This window comes from Bacillus aquiflavi, from assembly GCF_019915265.1.
Classification (GTDB): Bacteria; Bacillota; Bacilli; order Bacillales; family Cytobacillaceae; genus Bacillus_BT; species Bacillus_BT aquiflavi.
The window spans coordinates 1,469,603-1,484,696 of the sequence record NZ_CP082780.1 but is presented as its reverse complement, the minus strand read 5'-3'; the positions used below and the strand labels follow the sequence as shown (position 1 = coordinate 1,484,696).

10 protein-coding genes and 2 pseudogenes are annotated in these 15,094 nt (G+C 36.0%); 2 read left to right on the top strand and 10 right to left on the bottom strand.

Translation table 11 applies throughout. From position 1 onward, the window contains the following. Positions 1 to 382 precede the first annotated feature (382 nt). Positions 383 to 2,248 (bottom strand): formate dehydrogenase subunit alpha, encoded by a 1,866-nt coding sequence (gene fdhF / locus K6959_RS19810; protein ID WP_394373034.1) that lies wholly within the window; start codon positions 2,246 to 2,248, stop codon positions 383 to 385. An 87-nt stretch (positions 2,249 to 2,335) separates the two neighbouring features. Beyond that, a pseudogene (locus K6959_RS19805) lies at positions 2,336 to 2,446 on the bottom strand (hypothetical protein); the annotation flags it as partial. 353 nt (positions 2,447 to 2,799) lie between these two features. On the opposite strand from K6959_RS19805, the gene K6959_RS07305 reads away from it, so the two are divergent. Next, positions 2,800 to 3,228, top strand: coding sequence for a hypothetical protein (locus tag K6959_RS07305; protein WP_163240732.1), 429 nt, complete (start codon positions 2,800 to 2,802; stop codon positions 3,226 to 3,228). A gap of 50 nt (positions 3,229 to 3,278) precedes the next feature. On the opposite strand, the pseudogene K6959_RS07300 reads toward K6959_RS07305, so the two are convergent. Further along, positions 3,279 to 3,961 (bottom strand): annotated as a pseudogene (locus tag K6959_RS07300) (DUF421 domain-containing protein). 178 nt (positions 3,962 to 4,139) lie between these two features. Between K6959_RS07300 and K6959_RS07295 the strand changes: the two are divergent. Beyond that, a complete protein-coding gene (locus K6959_RS07295) occupies positions 4,140 to 5,510 on the top strand; it encodes a M28 family peptidase (RefSeq protein WP_223088045.1) in 1,371 nt (456 codons plus the stop codon). A gap of 115 nt (positions 5,511 to 5,625) precedes the next feature. Here K6959_RS07295 and K6959_RS07290 read toward each other — a convergent pair whose 3' ends face one another. The 7 genes from K6959_RS07290 to K6959_RS07260 form a co-directional block, all read right to left on the bottom strand. Beyond that, positions 5,626 to 8,274 carry an endonuclease gene (locus tag K6959_RS07290; RefSeq protein ID WP_223088044.1) on the bottom strand — a complete coding sequence of 883 codons (2,649 nt, stop codon included), beginning with the start codon at positions 8,272 to 8,274 and terminating at the stop codon, positions 5,626 to 5,628. 339 nt (positions 8,275 to 8,613) lie between these two features. Further along, entirely contained in the window at positions 8,614 to 10,221 is a 1,608-nt protein-coding gene (locus K6959_RS07285; protein WP_262421970.1) for a long-chain-fatty-acid--CoA ligase, read from the bottom strand. 69 nt (positions 10,222 to 10,290) lie between these two features. Beyond that, complete coding sequence (locus K6959_RS07280; RefSeq protein WP_246234561.1) at positions 10,291 to 10,995, bottom strand: 2-phosphosulfolactate phosphatase; 705 nt, start codon at positions 10,993 to 10,995, stop codon at positions 10,291 to 10,293. Between the two features lie 33 nt (positions 10,996 to 11,028). Next, complete coding sequence (locus K6959_RS07275) at positions 11,029 to 12,096, bottom strand: phosphotransferase family protein (RefSeq protein ID WP_223088040.1); 1,068 nt, start codon at positions 12,094 to 12,096, stop codon at positions 11,029 to 11,031. 123 nt (positions 12,097 to 12,219) lie between these two features. Beyond that, positions 12,220 to 12,786 carry a TetR/AcrR family transcriptional regulator gene (locus tag K6959_RS07270; RefSeq protein WP_163240720.1) on the bottom strand — a complete coding sequence of 189 codons (567 nt, stop codon included), beginning with the start codon at positions 12,784 to 12,786 and terminating at the stop codon, positions 12,220 to 12,222. A 69-nt stretch (positions 12,787 to 12,855) separates the two neighbouring features. Next, positions 12,856 to 13,626 (bottom strand): SDR family oxidoreductase, encoded by a 771-nt coding sequence (locus K6959_RS07265; RefSeq protein ID WP_163240718.1) that lies wholly within the window; start codon positions 13,624 to 13,626, stop codon positions 12,856 to 12,858. A gap of 28 nt (positions 13,627 to 13,654) precedes the next feature. Then, positions 13,655 to 14,866 (bottom strand): acyl-CoA dehydrogenase, encoded by a 1,212-nt coding sequence (locus K6959_RS07260; RefSeq protein WP_223088039.1) that lies wholly within the window; start codon positions 14,864 to 14,866, stop codon positions 13,655 to 13,657. Positions 14,867 to 15,094 lie beyond the last annotated feature (228 nt).

The window sequence follows — 15,094 nt, the reverse complement described above, 5'->3', positions numbered from 1 at the left end:
ATAGAGTTAATTATATAGCTGATTCAAACAGATATTTTTAAAAAATTACTTCGAAAGAAATCAGTTTAAAACGATCAATCCTGTTAACTTAACATGAAGCATTATTAAAAGCTCATATTTACATTTAATATATTTAAACGATGTGAGAACAAAATGTTCGAAACATCTACTAATATAAAGTGAAACTTCAGTTAGTCATCGCAGTTCTAGATGGCAAAGGGGGAACGAAAGAAAGAGACTTCCATAACGAAAGTCTCTCGGACTGCTAATAAACGCTCGCATTCTTCGTTGCTAAGCTCATGAACGACTGTTCTATTCGCTTCCGTTTTGTCCCGTGCACCTTGACTGACAAGGATTTTTAGATCAGTCGAAAGAAATAAATTTATGATTTAACTGCTGTAATATTAACAGCACATGCTTTAAATTCAGCAGTTCCCGAAATAGGATCATATTCATCGATCGTTAATATATTCGTCGGGACTTCAGACCAATGAAAGCTCATAAAAACGAGACCTGGAACAACTTGATCTGTTACTTTAGTCTTAACAGTGATTTCACCCCGACGAGATGTGACTTTAACTAAATCTCCGTCCTGAATGCCAAGTAAGTTAGCATCATTAGGATGAATATCGACTGTTTCCTCAGTCTGTTTTATTTTTACTCCTTTTGCATAATATCGAGTTTGCGTATGTGTGTTATAAGATTCATAGCGTCTTCCTGTCGTCAACGTAAATGGATATTCTTCATTCGGCAGCTCAACTGGCGGTGTGTATGTTACTGGTATAAAAGGAGATTTTGACTTACCTTCATTTTTTTGATGGAAACGCTCATGCAAAATGAATGTACCAGGATGTGTTTCATTTGGACAAGGGTAATGAATAGCATATTCCTTTTCTAATCGAGTATATGAAATGCCTCCATACATTTCATGAGCTAAAGTGCGAACTTCATCCCATATTTCTTCACTGTTTGCATAATTCATCGGGTAACCTAACAACGTTGATAATTCACAAATAATTTCCCAATCTTCTTTCACATTTGGATGAGACTCAACAGCCTTACGTGCGCGCTGCACTCTTCTATCTGTATTTGTATACGTTCCATCCGCCTCAGCCCATGATTTTGCTGGAAGAACAACATCAGCAAATTTTGCTGTTTCGGTTAAGAAAATGTCTTGTACAACTAACAAATCTAATTGCTCAAACAGTTTCCGAGTATGTGTGAGATGAACATCCGCTGTTAACGGATTTTCACCGATAATATAAAGAGCTTTCAGATCACCTGTTTCAATTCGCTCAAATGTTCTTGTTTGCGTATCTCCTACCTCTTTTGGGATAGAAACACCCCACGCATCTTCAAAACGAGATCGGTATTGATCATTTGTAATAAAAACACCGCCAGGGAGCTGGTTAGGCAAGCATCCCATATCTCCTGCACCTTGCACATTATTTTGACCACGCAGTGGCATAATACCGCTACCTTTTTTACCAATATTACCTGTTAATAAAGCAAGATTGGCAATATCAAAAACATTATTTACGCCACAGTGATGCTCTGTAATTCCAAGTGTATAGGCAATCAATGCACTGCTTGCAGTTGCATATTCTCTTGCTGTTTCGACGATTTCTTCGGGAGTCAATCCCGTAATCGAGGCTGCATATTCAGGCGTATATTGCTCTACTTGTTTTTTCAATTCTTCAAAATTATCGGTAAGCTCCTGTATAAAATTTGGATTATACAAATTTTCCTTGATAATGACATGTATTAGTGCATTAATTAATGCAATATCACTGCCGACATTAATTTGGAGATGACGATGGGCCACCTTCACCATATCAATTTTTCGGGGATCAACGACAATTATCTTTAATCCAGATTTTACTGCTTTTTTCATTCGGTTTGCAATAATTGGATGGGCTTCAGTTGTATTAGATCCCATTAAGAGTAATATTTCAGCCTCATCAAAATCATCAAGTGTGTTAGTAGGAAAACCACTGCCAAATACAGTTGCCAGACCGGCAACACTTGGAGCGTGTCAAGTACGATTACAGCCGTCAATATTGTTGCTCCCAATCGCTGCCCTCATAAACTTCTGAGTAATGTAATTAGATTCATTCGTTGATCTAGCACATGCAAACATTGAAATCGCATCAGAACCCCATTTTGTTTTAATGAAGCTGAGCTTACTAGAAATAAATGTTAATGCCTCCTCCCATGTTGCTTCGACTAGTTTTCCAGCTTTACGAATAAGCGGGGTACGAAGCCTTTCTTTAGCATGGACATATTTGTAAGCAAACGCCCCCTTTACACATGTTTGCCCTTTATTTACAGGCGCTTGGCGGTCGCCGCGAATTCTGACAATTTCATTATTTTGTACTTCAAGAACTAGACCGCAGCCAGTGCCGCAATAGCCACAAACCGTTTTAACTTTCGTTACTTCTTCCACATCGGTCCCTCCTAGTTTTTTATTAAAACTATGTTAATCATTCATCGAACGATTAGAAATGAAGAATGCTAACATAGCCTTGATTAAAATTAAAAATACACAATAATAAACAAATAATCACAACTAATGTTGCTAACTGAAAAGCGATCCTTTTCTTCACTTTCTCTTTGGCAAGCGTTTCAGTTGAAAAAATACCTCAAAGCTAATGACTTTTCTTCATTTTACCACGTTTTCATCGTTGATCGATTACTTTAAAGAAATTTCCCTAAAATTCCGACTATTTATTAAAGGAAACTTATCAATGATTAAAAACGTATGAAGAAGTAAAGGGATTTTAACATGGAGGTGTTACAATGAGTGGAGAAATTAATCGGTTTTTAAAAGATGTTTTATGGGTAAAAGATGACAATTTAAGCAACTATACTTTAACAAATATTGAACAAATGATGATCAAAGATAAATTTCAGCATGAATTTATTAAAGAAATAATCGCTTTATTTAGAAAAAGAATAGAAAAATACGGTGAAAAGGAATTTCAACTTTGGTTTAGTCAATTAAACTTCACTGTTCCAGAAGAATTTCAAAACGAAAAAGCTTGTATACAAATCTATGAGAAGTATCATTTTTGGTTCGAGAAAGAGGTAGAAAAATTAGAAAAAGAAACGAAATTATCATGGGAAAAACAAACAGAAGATATTAAGTTTTTACATGAAAAAGCAAGGAAAGTACAATTAGTGATAAGACATCGGCTTTCAGAAATTCAATTAGCTTTGTTAACGTAAGTATAGTTCGCTAAAATAGGACAGGACTTCTATAATTGGGAAGTCCTTTTCTATGTAATTGTTTGCACGAACATTCCGTCTCCCTCAAGCCATTCTGCTAAAAATATTTTAGAATAATCAACAACATGAACATGGGCTAATAATTGTGATTTTAGCCATGCCTCGTCATAATTTAATTCCTTTAGCTCATCCCATAACACTTGGCCATCACGAATTAAGGTTACTGGGACTGCAACAGATTTAATTGGCAAATTAAAATCTTCCTGGGCTGTTTTTTGATATTTTGACTTTTTCAATATACTGATTGATCCATTTGCCTCAAGATAGCAATACGCTACCTCTCTTACTGAAAAAGTTTCGCTTTGCCGAAGCAAGCTTTGCAATTGGTTTATATTCATATGATTTTTTTTTTTTACTCTTCCCGATCAATGACACCATTTTTGATTAGCGCGGAAGGTTTTCCCTCAATGATCCCGCGAAAAGATAAAAATTTTTGTCCAAGATATTCGACAATAAATAAAAAAAAGCCCCATAAAAGCATCGTATAAATGATTGTTAATACGTTAGCATTTGGATCATACAATGCATTTCCAAGTAATTCTCCTAAAACGATAGATGCGATAAATGTAAAAGGACTAATTTGATTAATAATTTTTTTTCCGACAATTTTCACAATCAGAAATAATAGAATAAATCCAACAGCGAGCTCCGTAGTTAACTGAAGTATTTTCATTATTTAAATACTCCTCCTTATTTTCATTCATTATCCATTTTTAACTAAAATGACTTATTAATATACAAAAAGGAAGATAAATAAATGCTTTGAACAGGTACTACGACTCTTTACAGAATATTCAGTTACTTATAACATTTAAATTGGAATCAAATTTAAAATGAGGAGGTTTTAGTAAATGAAGAAAAAATCTATTGTTTCTATGTTAGTTGCTTTTTATTTAGCATTTGGTGTCTTATTTTCTTCTGTATCCGCTAAAATTCAATCTGAGCAGGCATTTGATAATAAAATAGTTAAAAGATTAAAAGTTAATAATATTTTTAACCATATTGAAGCCCTTTCTAAGGAGCCGCGTGTTGCTGGTACAGAAGCAGAATGGAAAGCAGTACAATATATTAAACGACAATTCGACTCATATGGCTATGAAAGCGAGCTCCAACCTTTTACATTTATCGAATACAAAGCTCCAACTAAAGTATCAGTAAATGTGAATGGAGATACTGTAGCTGCTGCACCATTCACATACACTCCAAATGGAGACGTTAATGGAGAGCTAGACTATATTGGACTTGGTACTCCAGATGATATTAAAGGAAAAGATTTAACAAATAAGATCGCTTTAATTAAGCGCGGTGAGATTACCTTTGGGGAAAAAGTAATCAATGCAGCAAATGCTGGGGCTAAAGCGGTGATTATTTTTAATCATTTAAGCGGTGAACTTAATGGTACACTAGGAAACGTTGACAACCGTTTCGTCCCGACAATCGCGATGACAAAGGAGCAAGGCGATATTCTTGTTGAAAAATTAAATTCTGGTGATGTTTTATCTGCTTCTATTACAATAGCAGGAAGTGTGATAGAAGAAAAAAAATCTCATAATGTAATTGCGAAAAAGGATGTTACTCATAAACAAAAGGACACCAATCAAGTCATTGTTATCGGAGCGCATTATGATTTTGTCCCTACATCACCCGGTGCAAACGATGACGCATCAGGTACTGCAGTTACATTAGAATTAGCACGTGTACTAGCGAAAGTGCCTACCGATACCGAAATACATTTTATTACATTTGGTGCAGAAGAGCTTGGTTTAATTGGATCAAACAAATACGTTGATTCATTAACGGATGTAGAAATCGATCGTATTGTCGGCATGTTCCAGCTAGATATGGTTGGCAGCAAAGATGCTGGTGAATTAGTGATGTTTACTGTTGATGGGGAAAAAAATCTTGTTACTGATTTATCGGCAGCTGCAGGTGTTAGAACGGGAACACCGTTAACATATGGTCAGGAAGGCCGCAGTGACCACGTTCCTTTCTATTACGCAGGAATTCCAGCAGCGTTATTTATTCATTCGCCTACCGAACCTTGGTATCATACACCAGAAGATTCTCTCGATAAAATTAGTAAAGAAAAGCTGCTTGAAACAGCTAAAATAGTAGGTTCAGCAGCTTACCAGATTGCTAGACCTGATACACCTGCTCTTGAACGGGCTAAAGTAGCTCCTAAAGAAGTAGATTACGAAAAAATGACGGGGGGTTTAAAGTAGCCAAATTTTGAAGCAAAAACGCTTATCAGACAGGGTGCCTAGCACGAGGCGGAAGCGAGTCGTTGATAATCTAACACTAGCAGTAAGTTAAAAACAGCTTACTGCTAGTGTTTTTTTATGCAGCCTTGAAATACCAGTGTTGTGCGTAATCTTTATCGATTAATTTTCCTGATAGTACACCTACTTGGCAATGTAAAGCAAATAATCGATATTTCTGACTTTTATTATTTTTTTCATTTTGAATTCCAATAATTTGATGCAAAAAACTGTTATAAATTCCCCGGTTTGTAATATATTTTTTGTCCAAACCAATTTCTAATAGTTCATCTAAATGATCAATATCCATCATTACTTCAATATTGAAAGTTCTTTCACTTTTATTACCAGCAGCATCTTTGGCAGTAACAGTTAATGTATGAGTACCTGCTCGTAATTGTAAAGGTTCAATTTTTATTGGATTTGTTAGCTCTTTACCATTTAAAGTGATATTTATTTCTTCAACTCCACTGCCTTCGTCTGTCACATTGATCATTTGTTCATATAAATCTGTTAAAAAAAAAAATTCTTTGACTAAATCATGAATAATGGGAGATTCAGTATCCTTTACTTCCGCAAGCTCAACATCATTTAATCGGAGCAGCTTCAATTGAAATGTGTCTTTGAAAATAGAGGCAACACCCGAAAGATGAATGTTGTCTCCATTTTTAAAATTTGCTGAAAACTGTTCATGCGTAATACCTGTTCTTCCATCTACACGGACACGAGTTGCTGTTCCTTCTCCAGCAATATCAAACTCAAAAGCTCGGTTTACTTCTTTCAAATTTTCAATCGTCACATTTTCTAGCCGAACAAGCTGGCCTTGATTTGTCTCGTTTACTTCTGAAACGATTTTTGCCTCAGGTCTATCAGATGTCCCAACTTTATTTATTGCTACTATATTTTCTAATTCAAACTCATTATTAAATAATTTTGTTGGTGCAGTAATTTTTACAACATCGCCGACTTGATAGCCTTCATCATGTTGGTACACATAAATACCCGCTGTCTCATCTTGTATGTAAAACCCTTTTCCTCCAAAAACCCCAGGCTCAGAAGTAATAACACCTTGAACTGTAACAACAGTTCCTTCTGTTTTTTGTCTTGCATCAGCAATGGAAATTTCCCCTGGTACGTTTTGACTATCATCTGGAAGCGGAACACTTGGGACATGATCAATTGTAACCGTATTTGTAATTAGATTTTGTTTTCCTTGCTTCAAACGAAGGCTTGCTGAACCAGTGGTCTCACTTTTAATTTGCACTGTTAAATCTTTTGTTGCTCGACCAGATTGATCAGCAGTGACGGAAATTGGTTGGCTGTACCCATAACTTGCTGGCCAAGTTCCGTCTTCATTTTGAAATTTTGCAACTTGTGTACCGCCTTCTAAATAAATACCTACTCGAAGGTCAGAAACTGTTTGACCTGGATTCATATTATCAACAACTAAGCGAATTTGAAATTCTTCTGCATTTGGTAACACATCTTGATGAACAAAAGAATATTCTGGTTCTATTTCAGCCTGTTTTACTGAACCGTATGATCCCGGAGCAAATGTAGAAGGATCGTACCATTTATAACCTGGTGTCGGAGCTGCCCATGGCTCTGGTTTTGGTTCTGTAGAGTTCTCTGGTATTTCCATGTCTAATACTGGTGACGGGGCATCTAATGGAATTCCCGCCTCCTCAAAGTTTGTATAAGTTTCTTTATCTGCAAGCCAATGAATGATATTCATTAATAAGATCGCATCGTCTTGTTCCTTAAATCCGTCGTAAGTTCGTTTCTTCTGTCCATTTTCTTCTCGTAAATATTTAGGAGTTGCGTCCTCTACTGGAGAAGAATCGCCGATAAATGCAGCTTTCCCATTTCCTAGCTTTGAAATCGCCGCATATGGACCTTCCTCAATCCCGCCGCCAAAATAAACACCTTGGTCAACTGCAGGTCCCCATGCTTCATTTTCTGTCAAACCAGTAGGTAAATAAACAAGCCCTTTTGCTTTTTTCGGATCAATTATCATTAATGTTGAACCGGCATGCATCGCGACAGAATTAACCCCATTCGTAATCCCAAATGTTTCGTTAGCAGGTGCCACTGTTCTTGCATTTACATCACCAACTGCATTGTAGCGGAAACGGATACCAAAATTATCTGCAAGCCAATCAGAGCTTACAATACCTTGCATTGCTTCAGATGCCTTTTCCCCAGCACTCATTCCTTTAGCAGGGTCTGTAAATGCACCACGGCGATATCCATTCATTACTTCGGAAGAATCCCAACGATTTTTATTTCGGTCTGCATTGTAATGGTCGGAAATAAAAAAGATACTTCCACCATTTTCTACATATTGAATCATAGCATCTTGTTCAGATTTTTTATAAGGAATGTTTGCTTCTGGAATAACAAATACTTCATAATCTTTTAAATCTTCGTACGTAATTGGTGTTGCTTTACGAAGCTCCTTCACAAAAAAACCTTCTTTTGCAATCTCATTTGCGAAATCAGAAAATGCACCATCAATTACCCAATCTGCTGCACCAGCTGTTTGTCCATGAGTATTATCAAATAATACACTCATGCCATTTGGATTCGCCGGGGTAATTTGTGGTGCTGGATCTAATGGACCTTCAGCATTAACAACATTTGTGTCGAAAATAAAAGACGGCAACACACCAAAACTCAAAATAGCTACGAGCAACAATTTAAATAAAAAGCTAGCTTTTTGTCTCAATTCTCTACTCCTTTAAAATTTTTTTGCAAGACCTATTAGCCGATCAACAAATAATATATTTTTATTTATCCCTCCTACTTTCTATTATTTAAAAGGGGATAACACTTGTACAAAAATCCCCCTCATTTACCTTATATATTATATACTGGTTTAAATCTACATTTTTAGTATTAAGTTTTTGTTAAATTTAATAGTTTTATATCATTTAGCACTTCCCGCTAGTTTTATTATGCTTTAAGCCCTCTACAAAAACATAAAGGCACAGTATGATAAACTACTCATTAACTACTGCGCCTTATACTAACCGTTTAGTTTTTAATTTTTACAAATGATTAACTATTACTCCTGTAACTTGCGCCATAATACTTTACCGCTGCTTGTAGTTGGGAAGCTCTCCCTAAACTCAACAATTCTAGGATATTTATAAGCCGCCATTTGCTTTTTAGACCAATTTATTAAATCAGTATCTGTTATTTTCCCTCTGTACTCTTCTTTTAAAATAATGAAAGCCTTCACCGTTTCACCACGTAAAAGATCTTGCGCGCGTACAACACATGCTTGTTGAACCGCAGGATGTTTGTATAATATTGATTCGACTTCTGTTGGCCATACTTTTAATCCTGAAGCATTAATCATCCGTTTTAAACGATCGACAAGGAAAAAATATCCTTCGTGATCCATTTTTACGATATCACCTGTTCTAAAAAATCTTTTTCCATTAATCGTCATATGATTTGCTTTATTTTCTTCTTCATTACGATAGTATCCTTCAAAAAGCTGAGGCCCATTTACTACAAGCTCCCCTTCTTCACCTATACTGACTTCTTTACCTGTTTCAGGGTGAACAACTCTTGCATCTACATTAAATGCCGGTATTCCGAGACATTGCAGCTTCGGACGATGTGGCGGATTAAAATGAGTATGTGACATCGTTTCAGATAATCCGTACCCTTCCACATAATCAAGTCCTGTTACTTTATAAAGTTGTTTCCCGACAGCTTCCGGCAAAGGAGCTCCACCCCCCCCAACTAAAACTAATGATGAAAGATTATAATTTGCTATATTTGGATTCGCTAAAAAATCAATCAGCATTGTGCTTATATTAATCCAATGCGAACAACCGAACTTTTCAATTACTGCACTAGCATACTCACGATCCCAACGTGTCAAAAGTACAATCGTACTTCCGGCGAAAATTGGAGCTAAGGCGCTGTGAACTAATCCAGTTACATGGAATAAAGGTAAAGTTGTAAGTGAAACTGAATCTGATGTCATATTCAGCCAATGAAATGCGCCGACTGTATTTGCTTGAACTGTTTTATTTGTATGAACACATCCCTTCGGCAACCCTGTTGTTCCTGATGTATAAGGAACTATAGTAACATCCTCACTTTCACCGCAATAAGGTAAAGCGCTTTCATTGGATGTTAAAGCATCGTTCCAACTAATTGTCTGATGAAACTCTTTTCTACATCCAGCTACTTCTGAAGGTAAATGATCATATGCTTCATTTTCATTTATATAGTCAGAGTAAGTAGCAATAATAATGTTTTTTTGCAAATTATTTTGATGGATTATCTTCAATTTTTCATAAAGTTCTTGCCCGACAAGTGCAGTTTTAATATTTCCGTCTTTGATATAAAACTCCAAATCATTCGTTGTACTCATTGGATTAATTGGAACAACGATCGCTCTAATTCTAAGTATTGCGAAAAATCCAATAATAAATTGCGGTGAATTTTGCATAAATAGTAAAACGTGTTCCCCTTTTTTAACACGCAACTCTTTTTCAAGATAATACGCAAGTGCCTCAACCTCATTTAGCAATTGCTTATACGTATATGAAGTACCATAGTAGTGTATCGCTATTTTTTGAGGATACTTTTTAGTTGTCATTAACAAATTTTCGTATAATGTTGTTGCAGGCACAGTAAGCGTTTTAGTCATTCGTGGCGGCCAAAATTTAAAATGAACTTGATGTTTCAAGCGATTCACTTCCTTTTAAATTTCTTTTTGCTAATAATTAATTAATCGATTGTTCACTAACTGAGGAATTACAGTTATAATGCCTTGCATACTTACAAATTCAACATCGTCACCGATACCTATCTGAGTTAGCTTTTTCCCCACTTTTGACTCAGTTAACATCTGTTTACTTTCAGAGGCGAATTGCTCATAAAACAACTTTGCAGTTAATGCACTATCAGTTAATTTAATTTCACGTTCATCTGCTAATTGACTGATAAAATAACCTGCCCCATAAAAATCTTCAAGACTAAATTTGTTTTTTGATCCAGAGCAAATCACAATAATTGTTTCATTTTCATAAGCTTGCGCTATTTCTTTTGCGACAGCTCTGCCATTTAATAATGAACAGATGAAAACCTTTTTTGCATTAGAAGCTTTTCGAATCGCTACAGTGCCGTTTGTTGTTGATAAAATAATACTCTTCCCTTTCATATGTTCTCGTAGTGATAATGGCGTCGGATCTAGAAATTGTTCAATCGTTTGACCGTCGAATTCTCCGACTAGACAAACGTCCTTATTTACCATCTTGTTTGCTAAAGAACGTGCCTCAGCTTCATCTACAACTGGGTACACCTCTTTTGCTCCGTATGAAAAGCAAGCTGTAATCGTTGATGTTGCTAGTAGCACATCAAGAACGACCGCAATTTTATCCTCCATTTTCAACGGATTTATTTCTTCCTTCTTTAATAACAAATGTACCTTCAACTTTCTCACACACTTTCTTAGTTATTTACGTTCAATGCTTCGTAAAGCTTGATGCACCATGTTTTTAACTAAGGAATTAAAATGAGCAAAACGAGGGTCATGCGTTTGACCATTTTTATACCGATAATAAATTTGCTGGCCAATAACCGCTAATTTAAAATAAGCAAACGTTAAATAAAAATTTATTGCTGATAGATCACGGCCACTTTTATTTGCGTAATCTTCTATAAATTCATCACGAGTAAAAAATCCATCCATTACTGTAACAGATGGTTTTCCCCGTCCTTTTTTCAAAAGGTCATCATCATCTTTTTGAATCCAATAGCTCATCGCAACACCTACGTCAGCTAACGGATCTCCTACTGTTGACATTTCCCAATCAAATAAACCTGTTACTTGACGAAAGTCTTCTGAAAACATCGCATTATTTAATTTATAATCATAATGGATAATTGTCGGCTTTTGAGAAACTGGTATATTTTCAGCCAAGTAGCGGATTAATTTTACAACACCTTGGATATCATCTGTTTTAAACCGTTCATATCGGTTAATCCACCCCTCTACTTGACGATGCATAAACCCATCTGGTTTTACCAATTGCATTATTCCGGTTTTAGTATAATCGACTTGATGGAGCTCTACTAACTTATCGACCATTAATCTTGATATTTGCCGCCCCATTTTTGGTGTATAGTTAACGTACTTAGGAAATTCCGAATCTAACACGATCCCTTTTCTTCGCTCCATCATGAAAAATGGGCTTCCAACAATTGTTTCGTCATCTGAATATAGATATGGTTTCGGTGCAGTCTGATAAACAGGACTTAAACTTGTGAGAAACGTATATTCCCTCTTCATGTCATGAGCTTTAGGAGCAACAGGACCATGTGGCGGTCTCCGTAAGACAGCCTCCCAATCTCCTATTCTTAATAAATAAGTCAGATTAGAATGTCCTGCGCCAAACTGTTCGATTTCCAACTCCCCCGCGGGAGCCTCTGAAAGATGCTTTAATAAAAAAGCGTGTAATTTTGCTTGATCTAATTCTTCCCCTTCTCTAACCTGAATCGTATCTTTATACGTTCGCGTCATTTTATTTTTCCTCCCAACTTCAGCTTACTAAAGAATCTACCCTCATCTCACTAAGATACCGTCCAGTCAGTATGTTTATGTTTCAACAGATTCACGCTCATTTTTAACGGTTACAAGACAGATTTATGCTTTTATTATTCCATGTAAAATCATTTCTACATACGTATCGATGAGTTGTTCTGTTGTTACTTCACCATTCGGATTAAACCAGTTATAACAATAATTCGTTAAACCTAAAATACCGAACGTGACCATATCTGTGCGCAGATCTGAACGAAATTCTCCATTATTTACTCCGTCTTGAATGATTTTTTCAATGTTTAAACGAAAAAGTGTTCGCTTTTGTTTGATTTTATCGATATTTTCATTGATTAAATGCCGTATTTCGCGAAAGAATACGCGTCCATTCGCCCCTTTATCCTTAATATCATCAATCAATAAAGTCATGATCTTTTTCAATTTTTCTTTATTTGTTATGAGATCATTTTGTAAAATTTGCTGTTGGCGACCAAGCAAATCGGTAATATATTCAAGGTGAATATCCATTAGCAATTGTTCTTTACTTGAAAAATAATAATAAAACGTTCCTTTCGTCACTTGTAGTGAATCAACAATATCTTGAATAGACGTTTGGCTAAAACCTTTTTTCTCAAAAAGCTCAATGCTCTTTTCTGTTATTTTTCTTTTCATGACTGACTCTCCACTCTTTTTGATCATCTACCAATTAATTTACCACAAACGTCTATCTTCTACCATATTTTAAAAAGCGTGTGCTCCGCCATCAACTGTTAAAATATCACCAGTTACATAATCAGAAGCTTTCGATGCTAAAAATAAAGCTGCACCTTTTAAGTCTGAGTCATTTCCTAAACGATTAAGCGGTGTACTATTTAAAATAATTTCCTCTCCATATTCGATCAGACCTTTCGACATTTTTGTTGGAAAAAATCCTGGAGCAATTGCATTTACATGAATATTATATTTTCCCCATTTAACTGCCAAATCTTTTGTAAAGGTGATGACCGCCCCTTTACTAGTATTGTATCCAATTGTTTGCATGAATGGATGTGTTCCGCCAAAGCCAGCTACAGAAGCTATATTAATCACTTTTCCTCTCTTTTGTTCAATCATTACTTTTCCTACAGCTTGACTCATAAGGAATGTTCCGGTTACATTCACATCGATTACTTTTTTCCATGCTTCTAAAGGCATTTCCTCAACTGGCGCTCCCCATGAAGCTCCACTATTATTAACTAAAATATCAATCGAACCAAATTTGTTTTTTGTTTCTGCAACGACAGCTTTAACATCTTCTGCATTTGTTACATCGCATTTAATTGGCAACGAAGCAACTCCAAATTTTGTAAGACTCTCACTCCGGTCTTTACAAGCTTCTATATCCCGGGAACAGATCACAACATTTGCTCCTGCCTCAGCAAAAGCTTGAGCAATTTGTGCCCCTAACCCTCGTGCCCCTCCTGTCACAATCGCTGTCTTTCCTTCTAATTTAAACAAATCAAAAATACTCATGTAAAAACTCCTCCTAAAAACATTCACTTTATTTTGAATACTTTCGTAATTCTAATCTTGCAATTTGACGGCGGTGCACCTCATCTGGACCATCGGCAATTCGAAGCGTTCTTGCGTTTACATAAAGATGCGCCAATGGAAAGTCTTCACTAACTCCAGCTCCTCCGAATGCTTGAATTGCTCTATCAATTACTCGTTGTGCCATATTTGGAGCAACTACTTTAATCATCGCAATTTCAGCTTTCGCTACTTTATTTCCTACAGTATCCATCATATAAGCCGCTTTTAATGTTAATAACCGTGCTTGTTCAATGTCCATTCTTGATTCAGCAATCCATTGTTGAATTACACCGTGCTGTGCCAAACTTTGACCAAATGTACTTCTTTCTTGAACTCGTTTCGTTAATAATTCTAGCGCACGTTCAGCAGAACCAATTAGACGCATACAATGATGGATTCTTCCAGGACCGAGTCGTCCTTGTGCAATCGCAAAACCTTTCCCTTCTCCCCATATGATGTTGGATACGGGAACCCGTACATTTTCGAATTCAATTTCAGCATGACCGTGCGGCGCTCCGTCGTAGCCAAATACCGGAAGCATCCTCTTTATCTTTACACCCGGAGTATCCATTGGTACGAGAATCATAGATTGTTGTTCATACCGCGGGGCACTCTTATCGCTTTTACCCATGAAAATAGCAACTTTACATCTTGGATCACCTGCACCAGAGGACCACCATTTCCTGCCATTTAACACATATTCATCTCCATCTTTCATAATACTTGCTTGAATATTTGTCGCATCACTTGAAGCGACATCTCTTTCAGTCATCGCAAAGCACGAACGAATTTCTCCAGCAAGAAGCGGCTCTAGCCACTCTTTTTTTTGTGCTTCGGATCCATACTGTACTAACACTTCTATATTTCCTGTATCCGGGGCATTACAATTAAAAACTTCAGGTGCAATCATTGAACGTCCCATTATTTCACATAAAGGAGCATATTCTAAATTTGTTAACCCCGCACCATATTCCTTATTTGGCAAAAATAAATTCCATAATCCTTCAGCTTTCGCCTTTTGTTTTAACTCTTCAATAATCGGCGGAACAGCAGTCCAACGGTTTTCCTGTACTTCAACTTGTTGTTGATATATTTTTTTATTTGGATAAACATAGTCTTCCATAAAACGGGCTAATTTTTCCTGTAATTCTACTACCTTTTTAGAATATGAAAAATCCAACAACATCATCACCTATACTATATTATACTGACTGGTGGGTATGTTTAAAGTATGGTAAATTACGATGTTTCTTAATTGTAACTACCTTTCTATTATGTCGCACTCCCCCATATTTATCTCCCTTCTATTTTTTTATATTTTAAACATACCGACCAGATAGTATGTTTAAAATATTAACTAACATAATATATTAAAATGAAAAATAAAGCAAAAAAAAAAAAAAATTTT

What these genes read in the sequence shown, in the direction of transcription:
- K6959_RS07305 (WP_163240732.1), top strand. Translation starts at nt 2,800, where the DNA reads ATGAGTGGAGAAATTAATCGGTTTTTAAAAGATGTTTTATGGGTAAAA.
- K6959_RS07295 (WP_223088045.1), top strand. Translation starts at nt 4,140, where the DNA reads ATGAAGAAAAAATCTATTGTTTCTATGTTAGTTGCTTTTTATTTAGCA.
- K6959_RS07285 (WP_262421970.1), bottom strand. Translation starts at nt 10,221, where the DNA reads ATGACTAAAACGCTTACTGTGCCTGCAACAACATTATACGAAAATTTG.
- K6959_RS07275 (WP_223088040.1), bottom strand. Translation starts at nt 12,096, where the DNA reads ATGACGCGAACGTATAAAGATACGATTCAGGTTAGAGAAGGGGAAGAA.
- K6959_RS07270 (WP_163240720.1), bottom strand. Translation starts at nt 12,786, where the DNA reads ATGAAAAGAAAAATAACAGAAAAGAGCATTGAGCTTTTTGAGAAAAAA.
- K6959_RS07265 (WP_163240718.1), bottom strand. Translation starts at nt 13,626, where the DNA reads ATGAGTATTTTTGATTTGTTTAAATTAGAAGGAAAGACAGCGATTGTG.